The organism is Mesorhizobium sp. 131-2-1, assembly GCF_016756535.1.
Lineage (GTDB): Bacteria > Pseudomonadota > Alphaproteobacteria > Rhizobiales > Rhizobiaceae > Mesorhizobium.
This window is the reverse complement of record NZ_AP023247.1, coordinates 5,406,998-5,421,444: the sequence shown is the minus strand read 5'-3', so window position 1 is coordinate 5,421,444 and position 14,447 is coordinate 5,406,998. Positions and strand designations below refer to the sequence as shown.

General features: G+C 65.6%; 10 protein-coding genes. 6 read left to right on the top strand and 4 right to left on the bottom strand.

Annotation, left to right across the window (positions count from 1 at the left end; genetic code table 11):
- Complete coding sequence (locus tag JG743_RS26345) at positions 1–915, top strand: hypothetical protein (RefSeq protein WP_202294228.1); 915 nt, start codon at positions 1–3, stop codon at positions 913–915.
- A gap of 22 nt (positions 916–937) precedes the next feature.
- On the opposite strand, the gene JG743_RS26340 is transcribed toward JG743_RS26345, so the two are convergent.
- Both JG743_RS26340 and JG743_RS26335 read right to left on the bottom strand, forming a co-directional pair.
- Entirely contained in the window at positions 938–2,158 is a 1,221-nt protein-coding gene (locus tag JG743_RS26340) for a cytochrome P450 (RefSeq protein ID WP_202294225.1), read from the bottom strand.
- A 1-nt stretch (position 2,159) separates the two neighbouring features.
- The gene (locus JG743_RS26335; RefSeq protein WP_202294222.1) at positions 2,160–2,777 is read right to left on the bottom strand and encodes a hypothetical protein; all 618 of its coding nucleotides are present in this window, start codon (positions 2,775–2,777) and stop codon (positions 2,160–2,162) included.
- Between the two features lie 155 nt (positions 2,778–2,932).
- On the opposite strand from JG743_RS26335, the gene JG743_RS26330 reads away from it, so the two are divergent.
- Positions 2,933–3,931 (top strand): hypothetical protein, encoded by a 999-nt coding sequence (locus JG743_RS26330; RefSeq protein WP_202294218.1) that lies wholly within the window; start codon positions 2,933–2,935, stop codon positions 3,929–3,931.
- 160 nt (positions 3,932–4,091) lie between these two features.
- Here the strand turns inward: JG743_RS26330 and JG743_RS26325 are convergent, their stop codons facing one another.
- Both JG743_RS26325 and JG743_RS26320 read right to left on the bottom strand, forming a co-directional pair.
- Positions 4,092–7,496 (bottom strand): acyl-[ACP]--phospholipid O-acyltransferase, encoded by a 3,405-nt coding sequence (locus JG743_RS26325; RefSeq protein WP_202294215.1) that lies wholly within the window; start codon positions 7,494–7,496, stop codon positions 4,092–4,094.
- 553 nt (positions 7,497–8,049) lie between these two features.
- Positions 8,050–8,796, bottom strand: a complete 747-nt coding sequence (locus JG743_RS26320) for an IclR family transcriptional regulator (RefSeq protein ID WP_202294212.1) — start codon at positions 8,794–8,796, stop codon at positions 8,050–8,052.
- 160 nt (positions 8,797–8,956) lie between these two features.
- Here JG743_RS26320 and JG743_RS26315 point away from each other — a divergent pair, with 160 nt between their 5' ends.
- The 4 genes from JG743_RS26315 (at position 8,957) to JG743_RS26300 (ending at position 14,447) form a co-directional block, all read left to right on the top strand.
- The gene (locus JG743_RS26315; RefSeq protein ID WP_202294209.1) at positions 8,957–10,345 is read left to right on the top strand and encodes a transaminase; all 1,389 of its coding nucleotides are present in this window, start codon (positions 8,957–8,959) and stop codon (positions 10,343–10,345) included.
- 160 nt (positions 10,346–10,505) lie between these two features.
- Positions 10,506–11,906 (top strand): SWIM zinc finger family protein, encoded by a 1,401-nt coding sequence (locus tag JG743_RS26310; protein WP_202294206.1) that lies wholly within the window; start codon positions 10,506–10,508, stop codon positions 11,904–11,906.
- The gene (locus JG743_RS26305) at positions 11,903–13,348 is read left to right on the top strand and encodes a DUF5691 domain-containing protein (protein ID WP_202294203.1); all 1,446 of its coding nucleotides are present in this window, start codon (positions 11,903–11,905) and stop codon (positions 13,346–13,348) included. Before JG743_RS26310 ends, JG743_RS26305 begins: the two co-directional genes overlap by 4 nt.
- A 19-nt stretch (positions 13,349–13,367) precedes the next feature.
- Positions 13,368–14,447 (top strand): ATP-binding protein, encoded by a 1,080-nt coding sequence (locus tag JG743_RS26300; protein WP_202294200.1) that lies wholly within the window; start codon positions 13,368–13,370, stop codon positions 14,445–14,447.

Genomic DNA, 14,447 nt, shown 5'->3' with positions numbered 1-14,447 from the left:
ATGAGATTTCCACTTTCCGTCGACAGGCCCGTGATCTGTGCGATCATGAAGCTGGAGCAGCCCTATGTGATCGAGTGGACCGCGTGGCACAAGCTGCATGGTTTCGATCTGATGATCGCCGACAATTGCGTCGCCGGGCCGCAGACGGCGGTGCTTTCGGCGTTGCGCGACGCCGGCTGGATCCAGCTGGTCGATTGGCGGCACGATCCGCAGCAGCCGCAGCGGCGGGCCTATTCGCACCTCTATTGGCGGGCGCTGCTCCAGGGCTATCGCTATCTCGGCTTCCTGGACGCCGACGAATTTCTCGAGCCGCTCGACGGACCGCCCTGGAGCGGAGCCGAGCTGGTCCGCTCGCTGCTCAGCCGGCGCGGCGTGCGCAGCGTCGCCTTCCGCTGGGCGAACTTCGGCAGCGACGGCAGAGAGGCCTATGACGACGAGCTCGTCACCGTGCGGTTTCCGAGACGCGGCAGGCATGATGCCTCGACGGCGCGCTGGAAGAAGGCGTTTGCGCGCGTGGCGTCATGCCTGCCGAAGGCGGTGCGGAACCCGAAGGAGTTCATGGCACATCCGCATGGCTTCCCGATCGGGCAGCGCAGGACGCTGGTCGACGGCATGACCCTCGACAGGCATCCGGCCGCCATGCCGATGGAATGGAAAGTCGGCTGGATTCGCCACTATGCGGTGAAGTCGCGGCAGGAATTGTTGAATAAGCATGCCCGCGGAGGAGGCTTCACGCCGGCGAGCGAGGCGCCCTCCCTGGATGAGTATATCGCGACGAGGGATCAGAATGACATTCTCGATCCGCTCGACGATGCGGCGATCGAGGTCCTGCGGGCCAAGGTCGCGGAGATAGTCAGGTCGCTCGATCCGGCGATCCTCGACCAGACGCGGCCGCTTTTCCAACGGCTTGACTGAGGTTGCCTGGCGCGTGATCCTTCTAAGCGAGGATAAGCGGCGCGGTGCTCATCCCGTGGAACGACAGCGACGGGCGGCGCCTGGCGCCGGCGGCATCAAGCCGCCAGCCGGGGGCACGGGTGAACAGCGCCTCGAGCATCGCCGCGATCTCGATGCGGGCGACATGCTGGCCGAGGCAGACATGCAGGCCGGTGCCGAAGGTCAACGACAAGGCCGGCGAGCGCGTCAGGTCCAGCCGGTCACCGTCCGCGAAGACCGCATCGTCGCGGTTGCCGCTGCCCAGCACCGCTACCACCGCCTCGCCGTTCGCGATCCCGACGTTGCCGAGCTCGATGTCTTCGGCCGCAATGCGCGCAACCGCGTATTGCACGGAGGCGCCATAGCGCAGCAGTTCGGCGGCGGCGCTGCTCCAGTCGACGACCCGGCGCTCGATCAGGGCGCGCTGTTCTGGAAAGTGGTGCAGCGCGACCATGGCGTTGCCGAAAGCGTCGACGACGGTCTCCTGTCCGGCAAACAGTATGAACACGACATTGGCCACCATGTCTTCGCGCGACCAGCGGCCTTCGGCGACTTCCCGCACCATGCGGGCGACCATTCCGCCCGGCCGGAAGGCTTGTTGCGCCAGCCGCTCCTCGACAAAGGCCCGGCATTCGCCATAGGCCTCGGCGCTGGCTGGCGACGGCTGGTCCTTTCGCAGGTCGAACGCGCCGGCCATGCGACGGGTCACCGATTTCAACGCCCACGGATCCTCGATCTCGGTGCCGAGGATTTCCTGCAGCAGCCAGAAGGAGACCGGCACGGCGAGCCCGGCGACGGCGTCGATGCGGCCGTCCGCCAGCGCCCCCTCGACCAGCTCGCGGCTCAGCGTTCGCAGGCCCTCTGTCAGCGTCTCGGTGCTGGATCTGGAGAGGAAGCCCGCGACCGGCCGGCGCAGCTCGCCATGCTGCGGCGGATCGGCGAGCAGCACCGATCGGCTGAGCAGCGCCATCGGCGCCTGATCGACAAGCTTGCGGCGGACCTCCTCATACCTGCCGGGCGGCGCCTGCAGCAGGGCGGGATGTTTCAGAACGCGAGACACCAGCTCATGGCTGAAGACGTAATGCGCGTCGGCAAGCTCTGGATAGGGCGCCGCGCCGCGCGCGATGCCGCCCGAAGCGCGCATCCGGGCAAAATGCGCGAACGGGTCGTCGCCTAGCGCGAATGGGTCGAAGAACGGAGCCGTCATGCCGCGGCCGGCTCGCATATCATTTCCTGAGATCCTTGGCCGAGATGACCCGGAAACCACCGGACGCGGCGTCCTGCGGGAAGAAATCCGGCATCACGTAGAGGAATTCGCAGTCGTAGACCCGGTAGTGCAGACGCAGCAGCGGATCGCGGATGATCTCTTCCAGCGGCGGGCGTATGCCGGTCTCGTTCCAGCGGTCGATGGTGGCGCGAAACTGCGGGTCGGCCCTGACCTGGTCGTCGTCGTCGCCGGATGAACCGGCATAGGCCGAGCAGCGGCCGTCGCCGATCAGCCAGCGGGCGCCGAGGCGGCGGCCATGGCGCTCCATTTCCTTCAGCAGCCGGATCGCCGTGTTGCCACCACGGTGGCTGGGGCGGACGCAGAGATTGTAGGCATACAGCGAGTGCACCGGCTCGCTGCGCGGCAGCGACGCAAAGGCATCGAAATCCGCGGGAAAGTCGGCCCGCACCAGCGGGTCCTGGCTGGTTTCGGTGAAGCAGAGCGTGCCGGCAAGCAGGTCACCGTCGATCGCCCCCAGCATGGTGTGGCCAAGCGCCAGCCGGCGGCGGATGGTCGCCTCGCTGGCCTGCAGCGGGCCGGCCCAGGCCGCAGCTTCAAGCTCCATCAGCAGCGGCATGTCGTCCGCGTCCAACTTCCGGATTGGAAGCGCATTGCTCTCGACGTTCATCTCTCGGCCACCCGGCTTGCCCCCGCGCTATAGGGCGCGTCGCAGCTTTTTGCTAGTCAACAAGACCGCCGTTTGCAATTCTGCGGATTGGGGGACGCGATCACTTGATATTCTACGTTACGCATAGAAAGCACGCCTATACCCATGCGGTTGTGCTTCTCTATCACCGCACAGATCTGCAAGCATCGTTCCGACTGGTTCGCTATGAGGATGCCGGATTGCTGCGCGGCGTCCGCGCTGGTGTGGTGATCTGGTCGGACATGGACCGGCTGAGCGCCGAGGAGCTGAAGCGGGCAGCCGACCTGAGCGCCGAGCTGGCGCGGCAGACGGGCTTGACGCAGCTCAACCACCCGACCGCCAGCCTGCAGCGCTTCGATCTGCTGCGCGTGCTGCGCGACGATGGTGGCAATTATTTCCGCGCATTCAGGCCGGACCAGCTCAATGACACGGTCCGCTATCCCGTCTTCATCCGCGACGAGGTGGGCGCGCTCTATGAGGAGCCGCCGCTTTTGCGCGACCGGCCGGCGCTGGACGCGGCACTCGCCCGGCCGGACGGTCGCAGGCTGGCCCGGCCGATCGTGGTGGAGATGACCGGCACGCCATGGCCGGATGGATACTACCGGAAATTCGCCGCCTATCGGGTCGGCGATAAGACCTACGCCCAGCATATTGCGATGTCGAAATCGTGGTTCGTCAAGAATTCGAACCAGGAGCTCCTGCCGGCGCATGTCGACGAGATCAGGGCCTACATCGCCGAGAACCCGCATGCCGGGCAGTTGATGCAGGTCTTCGAAAAGGCCCGCATGCAGTACGGGCGCGTCGACTACACGCTGACGGACGGCAAGCTCACGGTGTTCGAGATCAACAGCAATCCGACCGTGCTCAGCGATCCGCCGACGCCGTTCGCCACCTACGACCCGCAGCCTTTCGCCGACCTCCACGCCGACGCGCTGCTCGCGCTGCCCCAGGCGACGGCGCAGGACTCGCTGCCCGAAATCGACGCCGCTCACCGGGCGGCCCTGGCCAAATTGCGGCGCCGCTACGAATTCAAGAGGCTGAAGCTGGTGCTGCAGAAAATCTTCAGGCGCGGAGGGGCAAGCTAGTCCGAAGCGCGACGCCTTGCCCGTCGACTCGCGCAAATGAAAGAAATGCAATGTCGGGACGGCCGAGCTCACGCTGCTTAGCGAAAAGCGGCGCGGCCTGGGTCGCTGGCGGAAGCCTTGGCGGGCCGGCGTTTTGCGCCGGCCCGTTCGCGTATCCGCGTCAGGCCGCCTTGACCTTGAGCTCTTCCTCGCCGCGCACCATTTTCGTCACGCCAGCGAAGTCGAGCTTGCCGGAACCGAGCACCGGCACCTTCGGCACGACGCGCACCTCGGCCGGCACCATCAGATCCATGGCGCTGTTGGCCTTGGCGAAGGCCAGGAATTCGGCGCGTGTGGCGTTGGCGGCCTCGGTGATGAGGATCAGCTTCTCGCCCTTGCGGGCATCCGGCACGGTGGCGACGGCCGACAGCGATCCCTTCCACAGTTCGCCGGCAAGGGCCTCGACGGCAGCCAGCGAGATCATCTCGCCGCCGATCTTGGCGAAGCGCTTGGCGCGGCCGCGGATGGTGATGAAGCCCGCCTCGTCGACGGTGACGACGTCGCCGGTGTCATGCCAGCCGTCTTCCAGCGGCTCGAGCACGCCCGGCTTCTCGGCCCGCAGATAGCCCGACATGACATTGGGCCCGCGTACGAAGAGCCGTCCGCCATCGTCGACGCCAGGCACCGGATCCAGGCGATACTCCATGCCCGGCATGATTTTGCCGACGCTGCCGGACCTGTTGTACATCGGCGTGTTGATGGAGATCACCGGCGCTGCCTCGGTCACGCCGTAGCCTTCGAGGATGCGCAGGCCGAACTTCTCCATATAGGTCATGCGCGTCGCGGCCTTGACCGGCTCCGCGCCGGCAAAGCAGTAGCGCACCGAGCGGAAGTCGTAAGGATGCGCCGTGCGCGCATAGCCCGACAGGAACGTATCGGTGCCGAAGATGATCGTCGCGTTCGACGCGTAGACCAGTTCCGGCACGATGCGATAATGCAGCGGCGAGGGGTAGAAGTAGACCGGCACGCCCGAGATCAGCGGCAGCACCATGCCCGCCGTCATGCCGAAGGAATGGAAGATCGGCAGGACGTTGAACACCTTGTCGCCCGAGTGGAAGTCGATGCGCGAGGCGGCCTGGGCGGCATTGGCCAGGATGTTGCGGTGGGTGAGCACCACGCCCTTGGGCGTGCCTTCGGAACCGGAGGTGAACAGGATCACCGCCGCATCGTCGGGCTTGCGGGCGACGCGCGGCGTGCTCTTGCGCAGCAGGCCGAGCAGCTTGTCCTTGAGGCCGATGCCGGCCCGCAGATCGTCGAGCCAGACGATCTCCACCGAGCGGCCGATTTCCTCGACCACCGCGCCGAGCTTGGCCTGTTCCACAAACGCGCGGGACGTGAGTACCGTGCGCACCTCGGCGGCCTTGCAGGCGGAGAGGATGTTCGCCGCGCCCGCGGTGAAGTTGAGCATCGCCGGCACCTTGCCGGCCGACATGACGCCGAGCAGCGTCGCGCAGGCGCCGTTGGCGTTGGGCAGCATGATGCCAATCGTCTGCTGGCCGGCATAGAGGTGCTCGAACGTCTCGCCGAGGACAGCGGCGGCCGTCAGCAGCTTGCCGTAGCTGAGCGAGCCGGTAACCGGATCCTGCACGGCGAGCTCTCCCATGCCGCGCTCGTTCGCGGTCTGGATGATCTTTTCAAGCACGGTCTTGTCGATGTCCTCGGTGCGGAAGACGAGATCCGACATGACTTGATAGAGGGCGGCGCCCGCCGCGGCACGGCGCTTGCGGCCCTTGAGCTCCTGCGGAACCGCGAGCTTCACCGGCTCCAGGATGGTCACCTTGACCTTCGGGAACAGGCGGCGACGCACGTGCTGGGACGTCAGCCGCGAGAAGTAGCTCTTCTCCAGCCCGTCGATGCGCACCGGCACCACCATCGAGCCGGTCTTGTCGGCCACCATGGCGGCGCCGTCATAGACCTTCATCAGGCCTCCGGTGACAGTGATACGGCCTTCGGGGAAGATGACCAGCGGATCGCCGCCCTGCACGATCTTGATCAGCGTCCGGGTCGACATCGGCTTGGCCGGATTGAGCGGCAGCGCCCGGGCGAGCTTCATGAACGGCTTCATCCACCAGGCCTGGGCGATCGTGTAATCGATGGCGAAGACCGGTTCCTCGTCGGTCAGCGTCAGGGCCAGCGGACCGTCGAGGAAGCTGACATGGTTGAGCGCCAGGATCGGCGCCGGACCGGCGGCCTTGAGGTTCTCCAGCCCCTCGACTTCCAGATGATGGAAGGCGCGGAACAGGATGGAGACGAAATCGCGGAAAGCATTCGTCGGCAGGTATCTCAGCATCAGCCAGGCGGCTACGGCATTGACCACGGCAAGGCCGGCCAGCACGCCGGCGATGGAGACGCCGGCGCCCTGGATGGCGGCGACGAGGCCGCCGCCGACGGTCATGAAGCCGGCACTGACGACGTTGACCGCGGCAACGACGCGGGCCCGGCGATCCTCCGGCGCCCAGGCCTGCACGGCCGCGAAGGTTGGCACCACGAGGAAGGCGCCGGCAATCGCCAGGCCGGCGAGATCGATGGCGACGCGGATGGTGTTCTGGCCGGCAAAGAAGGCGCTGAGCGTCTGGGCCTGGACCGAGCTATGCAGGCCCCACACGCTCCAGGCGAGGTCCAGCCCGAACACGGCCATCAGCGCCGTGCCGACCGGTGCTGGCAACAGCACCATGCGCCCTTGCGACATCCATGCCGCGATGGCCGAGCCGACGGCGACGGCAACCGCGAAGACGGCTAGATAGGCGGTCACGGCGATCTCTGTGCCGCCGAGCGAATTCTTGACCAGAGGGGGCAGGATGGAAAGGACGATGGCTCCGACCAGCCAGAACCACGACGCCATCAGCGCCGCGCGCCAGATGCGCTGGTTCGTGCGCAGCTCGCTGACCAGACGCCAGGTGGAGCGCAAGATGTTCCTGTCGATCACGAGATTCGGCGCCGCCGAGCCGGTTGCCGGGATGTAGCGGCTGACGATCCAGCAGCCGATCGCCAGGATCATCATCATCGGGCCGAACACGACGACGCCGATGCCGTCGGCCGAGACGACGCCGCCGACGATCGTGCCGCCGAGGATGGCGGCGAAGGTGGCCGACTCGATCCAGGCGTTGGCGCGCGGCAGTTCCTTGCGCTCGAGGTGATCCGGCAGGATGCCGTATTTGATCGGGCCGAACAGCGCCGAAATGACGCCGAACAGGAACAGCGCCGTGAGCAGCACCGGAATGGACGAGAGCGCGATGCCGACCACGGCGAGCAGGGCCGCGCCGATCTCGACGAACTTCAGCCTACGCGCCACGAAAGCCTTGTCGAAGCGGTCGGCGATCTCGCCGCCAAGCGCGGACAAAAGCAGGAAGGGGGCCATGAAGATGGCGCCAGCCAGCGTCACCAGGGACTCCGCCCGGTCAGCCGCCAGCGTGAAAAGGATCAGGAACACCAGCGTGTTCTTCAGGAAATTGTCGTTGAATGCGGAGAGGAACTGCGTCCAGAAAAGAGGCGCGAAGCGCCGCGACATCATCAGATGGGTGTTCATGGCTAGTTCCATTGGGCAAGGACATCGAGCAATCCAAGCGGATCGATCAGCGGTCGCTTGCGCGGTTTGAGCCCCGTTTTAGCGTGAGCCGGTTAAACTTCGTTACTGCGGTTGATTCCAATCCATTTGCTTCTTGTTCTTGGCGCCTCGTATCTGCTGTCGGCGATTGGTCTCCGGGTCGTGCGTGCGCTTGAACAGTTGCGGGCATGGCTGTCGGCGATCATCGATATGGTCCTTTCGTTTCAGGGTTAGTTTGGGTCGGCGCGCGCCTGTTTCAGGCCGGATACAATTGGCCAGGCCTGGTGGCCGTGCGACTTCCAGCGCGGCGCCGTATTCCAGTCAGCCTCGTTTCCTCCATGAACGATGTTCACGATCGCACCATAGCACATTATGAACGGCGTTCAAGAGAAAAATGAACAACGTTCAAAAGTGCCGTTCCCGTTGGTAGAGACGAGAGGGGAGGTGTGATGCAGCCAGGATTTGATCTCCGGCACCCTGGTGCCTGAGGTCATTCGAGGCGCAAGGCCCCATTGAGGGCCTCGATAGGGGCGACTTAAGTCTCGCCGGTCAGCCGCGCCGTGATCAGCCGCGCCGCACTGATCGCCGCCGTGCCCTGGCTGGCCGCGACCTGGTCGTCGACGCGCGAGACGGGAGAGGCGATCGCCAGCGCGCCGATCGGCTGGCCGCCGGCGCCGGGGATCGCGACGCCGATGCTGTGCACGCCTTCCTCATAGCCCTGTGAGCTGCGCGAATAGCCGCTTGCCGCGGCAAGGGCGATTGCCTTTGCCAACTCGCTCGGCTGCGTCATCGTATGCGCGGTGAAGGCCTGCAACGGCCTTTCGAGATAGGCGCCGACCGCCTCCAGTCGCGAGGCGGCGAGGAAGGCGATGCCGGAGGCCGTGCCATGCAGCGGCAGGATCTGGCCGACATCGACATTGACGCGGTTGGCCTTCGCCGACAGCTCGACATGCACGGTGAGCAGCGCGCCGGCGCTGAACTCCGACAGATGCACGGTCTCGCCGGTTTCGAGCGCAAGGTCACGCAGCACCGGCGCCGCCACGCGCACGAAGGGGAAATGCGCGTCGCGGATGCGGGCGAGCCGCGACAGGCCGGCGCCCAGCCGGTAGCGGCGGCTCTGCGGTTCCTGCTCGATCAGCCGGTGCGCGGCCAGCGCCACCAGCAGCCGCCGGGCGGTGGCCTTGTCGAGGCCGGCCTTGCGGGCAAGTTCTGACAGGCCGATCTCCGGTTCGTCGAGCGTAAACAGCTCCAGCAGCGAAACCGCCTTGCCGACTGTGCTCATTGTGCGCTCCCAAAGATACTTCGCGTGTGAAATAACTTGACGGCGGCCGATCCTGTCTTCAGTTTGTCTATAACATACAAAACGATGGTTCAAATAGTGAACCGAGACGAAAACCATCTCGTGCCCAACAGACGGCACACAAGGGAGACTTCGCTTCGTGATGGCTGCCAAAAACGCTTTGCATTCAACGACAATCGGCGATCTGCTCGACCACGAGCAGCAGCGCTTCCTCGAGAGGCGTCCGCGCTCGGCGGCGGCGTGGGAAGAGGGCAAGAAGCACTTCCTCTATGGCGGGCCATCGCACTGGATGCGGCGCTGGGCCGGCGGCTTCCCCGTCTATGTCGACTCGGCCAGCGGCGCCCACATCATTGACATCGACGGCCACGACTATGTCGACTTCGCGCTTGGCGATACCGGCGGCATGTGCGGCCACGCGCCGGAAGCGGTGACCCGCGCCGCGCTTCGCCAATTGCAGAACGGCGCCACCATGATGCTGCCGACCGAGGACAGTCTCTGGGTTGGCGCCGAACTCGCGCGCCGCTTCGGCTTGCCTTACTGGACGCTCACCACCTCGGCCACCGACGCCAATCGCGGCGCCATCCGCATCGCGCGCATGATCACCGGCCGCGACAAGGTGCTGGTGTTCTCTGGCTGTTACCATGGCGGTGTCGAGGAGGCGCATGTCGAGATCCGCGACGGCCGCGTCGGCATGCGCAACATGATCCATCCCAATGGCGTCGACCATTCCAGCGTCTCCAGGGTGGTCGAGTTCAACGACGTTGCCGCGCTCGATGAGGCGCTTTCGCATGGCGATGTCGCCTGCGTGCTGACCGAGCCGCTGATGACCAATTTCGGCATGATCCCGGTCGCCGACGGTTTTCACCAGGCATTGCGCGAGATCACGCGCCGCACCGGCACGGTCCTGATCATCGACGAGACCCACACCATCTCCAGCGGGCCCGGCGGCTATACCGCTCAGCACGGGCTGGCGCCGGATATTCTGGTGGCGGGAAAGGCGATCGCCGGCGGCATTCCGGCCGGTATCTTCGGCGTTTCGCGGGAGATCGCCGAGCGGCTGTGGGCGATCGTGCCGATGGTCAATCCGCGCGTGCGCCAGTCGGCGCATCTCGGCATCGGCGGCACGCTGGCCGGCAATGCGCTCACCGTCGCCACCATGCGCGCGGTGCTGGAGGAGGTGCTCACCCCGGCCAATTTCGAGGTCATGATCGCCAACGCCTCGCGTTTGGCAGAAGCGGCGCGCGGGATCATCAGCGACAACAAATTGCCCTGGCATGTGACGCAGATCGGCGCCCGCGCCGAGATCATGTTCATGCCCGCGCCGCCGAAAACCGGCGCCGACGTCATTGCCGGCCGGCGCGGCGATCTCGAAACGCTGCTGCATGCCTTCTACATGAACGAGGGCATACTGGTGACGCCGTTCCACACCATGTTCCTGACGTGCCCGGCGACCTCGCAGGCTGACGTCGACCGCCATACGGAGATCTTCGGCCGCTTCGTCGACCTCGTCCGCGGCGCGGGCGTCGTTTGAGGCCGCCACCACAGTCCCAGCATGGTCGTAGGGTAGAGGATCAGGAAAACGGAACGTTAGACAAGTCATCAACTTTGCAGCGGCTGGAGCTACACCAGCGCGCCGCAAACGGTTATCTATCGTCGCGGAATCATGCTTCGGGGATCATGAGAGGCGCGGCTTGCAACTGGACCTGAAAACCATTGAAGCGCTTGCCCCTGACCAGGCCTCGCTCAGCGCCGCCTCCAAGCTGACCAAGCGGTCGAACTGGCCACGGCTCGAGACAAATGAGCAACTGGGGCTCATCTGGGGCGAATGCCAGGGCTCGGGATCGAATCCCTATCGTGTCGCATTCGATACCGGCGACCATGGCTACAAATGCACCTGTCCGTCGCGAAAATTCCCGTGCAAGCACATACTTGGGCTGATGTGGATCGGCGCCACGGCGCCGGCCAGCTTCGATCGCGTCGATCAGACACCGGACTGGGTCAACGACTGGCTTGGCCGGCGCCGCAAGCCGGGGCAGCCGCCGGCACAAGCACCAGCACGTGCGGAAGGCAAAAGCATCGACGAGGCGGCGCGGCCGGAGGAAAGCGCCCCGGTCGAGGACGCCGCGGCCGCCGAACGCCGCGAGGCGGCACAGCGCAAGCGCGCAGAGGACACGCGCAGCGCCGTCTCGGCGGCGCTCGATGAGCTCGACCAGTGGATAGCCGACCAGCTTCGGCTCGGCCTTGCCGGATTCGTCGACGCCTGCAGCGAGCGCTGCCGGCGGATCGCAGCCAGGCTGGTCGACCTCAAGGCGACCGCGCTCGCCGGCCGCATCGACGAGCTGCCGGCACGGCTGATGGCGCTGCGCGGCGAGGAGAAGCCGGATGCCGCGATCCGCGAGCTGGGCAAGCTGGTGCTGCTCGCCAAGGCCTGGCGCGCCACGCCCGACGATGCCGAGCTGAAACGACTTGTGTCGACATCGGAGACTCGCGAGCAGGCCCTCGCCAACCCCGATGCCGTTCAGGTCGAAAGCGACTGGGAGGTACTCGGCGAAAAGATCGAAACCCGCCGCGACGGTCTCGTCAGCCATGCGACATGGCTGCTCGATCTGAAGAGCCCGACGCCGCGATTTGCCGTCCTGCTCGATTTCTTCCCGGCTTCGGCCGGGCGGCGGTCCGGCGCCTTCGCGCCGGGAGATCGCTTCAAGGCCAGGCTCGTATTCTATCCATCGCGCAATCCGCTGCGGGCCCTGGTCGCGGAGCGGCTCGGCGATGCGGCAGCCGCCGCTTGGCCGGCCTTCACCGGGCAGACTGCCGGCGATCCGCTTGCCGCCTATGCCGCTTTCCAGGATGGCGCGCCATGGCTCTCGGATTGCCCGGTGATCCTGCCGGCTGGCGTGATCGCGCTGGACGAGAAGGACGGCGCCTGGTGGCAGGCAGCAGGCGATCCGCATGGCATCGCTCTGCCTCTCGCGGGCTCGGTCAACCAGACCTTGCTCGGTCTCGACCTCGCGGCCACGGCGGCGCTCTGGAACGGCGCCAGGCTCGAGCTTCTTGCGTCGCAGAGCAACATGGGGAGGCTCGACCTGTCATGAACGAACTCGAGCAGGCAGGGCTGGCGAGATTGCGCGACGGCTGGATTTCGGGCGGCCCCGCTTTTGAACTGGCGCCTGTCGAGTGGAAGGATATCGCCGCAGGCGCCGACGCGGACGAGCAGGAACGGCGGCTGTTGGCGATTGCCGCGCAGGCGCTCGATGTCGCGCTTCGGCCGGCAGCGCCGAAAACCTTGAAACGCCGTCCGCCGCTACCGGTGTTGGCTTTGCCGACGCTCCCCGAGCGGCTGCGGCCGTTGCTGCGCGGGGCACTGAAGTATGCAGCCGATGCGAGGCTCAAGACACGGGTGGCCACGCTCGTCGCCAGCCGCGGCTTCGCGCTGCATCCGATGGATTGGATGCCCGCCGCGTCATATCCGGAAAGTCCGGAGGTCTATGCTCTCTGGGTCGACTGGCAGGCAGGCGCGGATGGCGAAAAGCAGTCCCGACGCGAGCAACTGACGGCGGAGACCTGGGATGATTTCTATCCCGCGGCGCGCCGTACTGCTTTGGTCGATCTAAGGCGCACCATGCCTGCCTTGGCGAGGACTCTTATCGAGACAAAAGGGGCAAGCGAGCCCGCCGAGGTCAGGCTTGCGCTTATTGAACTCTTGCGCTTCGGCCTGGGTGCCGATGACGTGCCGTTCCTGAAGAGCCTGTCCGCCGATCGCTCCGGCAAGGTGCGCGAAATGGCCGGTCGGCTCCTGGCAAGGTTGGGGGAGCATGGCAATCCGGCGGATGGTGGGTCGCAAGATCCGACAGCCGAGCTCGCCGCTTTCATCGAGGAAGGTAAGTCCGGCTTCATTCGTCGCCGCACCACCTACGCACCGATAAAACTCAAGTCGCCGGCGCAACAAGCCCGTCGCGCCGACTTGTTCGCATCCTGCTTTTTCGGCGATCTCACTGCCCATTTCGGTAAGACAGAGCCCGATTTCATCGGCGCATGGCAGTTCGGCGTCGATGACAATGCCGATCGTTTTCTCGTTCTAATGGTCTCGGTGTCCGGCAGCGATGCGGCGGTGGCCTGTTTGGCGGATATACTTATCGCCGAAGGCGGCAAACCGGCGCTTCTCGTCCTTCAGCTAATGTTGCGTTTGGACAGCGGCAGGAAGCGTCTCCTGTTCAGGCAGATTCTCAAAGATGCGCAAAATCTGGCCGTACTCAACCTGGTCGAAGGCGCGGAAGCAGGCTGGCTGGAATGGGACGACCTGACACAGGGCAAGACGCTTTCGGCGCTGCGCTCCGCAGTCGCTGGAGATAACGACGTCATGAAACGAAGCGCCGAACAGTATCTCGAGGCCATGGGCTTTCTCGCCACGCCCGCGACGGCGGAAAAACTGATCGGCGACGTCGTCGCCGCGGGCCTGCCGCCGGCATCCCCATCGCTCGGCCTGCTGCGGCTCAACGCGGCACTGACCGAAAATCCTTCCCAATCTGACAGATGATCAACCCGGAGAAGATCGCATGAACGCAGCCATCCGCCTCCCGGCCGAGCAGGTCTATGCCTCCGAACTGCAAGCGCTTGCGCGCGGCGACGACCGCCAGAAACCCGCCGGCTGGAGCCTGTCGCCCAAGGCCGTGCTGACCTATCTGATGGGCGGCAAGGCGGGCGACGGCACGCTTGTCACGCCCAAATATGTCGGCCGACGGCAATTGATGGAAACCGCGGTCGCCACGCTCGCGACTGATCGTGCGCTGCTGCTGCTCGGCGTTCCCGGAACAGCGAAATCCTGGGTCTCGGAGCATCTTGCCGCGGCCATCATGGGAAACTCGACGCTGATCGTGCAGTGCACCGCCGGCACCGACGAGAACCAGATCCGCTACGGCTGGAACTACGCCCAGCTGCTGGCGAAGGGTCCGAGCCAGGAGGCGCTGGTGCCGACCCCGCTCTACCGCGCCATGCAGGAGGGCAAGCTCTGCCGCCTGGAAGAGCTGACGCGCATGGGCTCCGACGTGCAGGACACCTTGATCACCGTGCTGTCGGAAAAGATGATGCCGGTGCCGGAGCTGAACACCTCGATCTACGCGCAGCGCGGCTTCAATATCATCGCCACCGCCAACAATCGCGACAAGGGTGTCAACGAACTCTCCTCGGCGTTGAAGCGCCGCTTCAACGTCGTGGTGCTGCCTCTGCCCGAGGACATGGCGGAAGAAGTCTCCATCGTCTCCAGGCGCGTCGGCGAGATGGCCGGCGGACTGGACCTGCCGGTGCCGAAGAATGTCGGCGAGGAGATCGCCCGCGTGCTCACCATTTTCCGCGAGCTGCGCTCCGGCGCGACCGCCGACGGCAAGGTGACGCTGAAGACGCCGTCGGGTTCGCTGTCCACCGCTGAAGCGATCGCAACCGTCATCAGCGGCCTCAGCCAGGCGGCATGGTTCGACGGCGGCAAGCTTGGCGCCGAAGGCCTGGCGCCCAGCCTTGTCGGCGCGATCGTCAAGGATCCGGTCCAGGACAAGGTCGTGCTCGAGGAATATCTGGAGACGGTGCTGAAGAAGCGGCCGGACTATGCCGGCTATTACGCGGCGCTAAACGCGGCCGTCTGA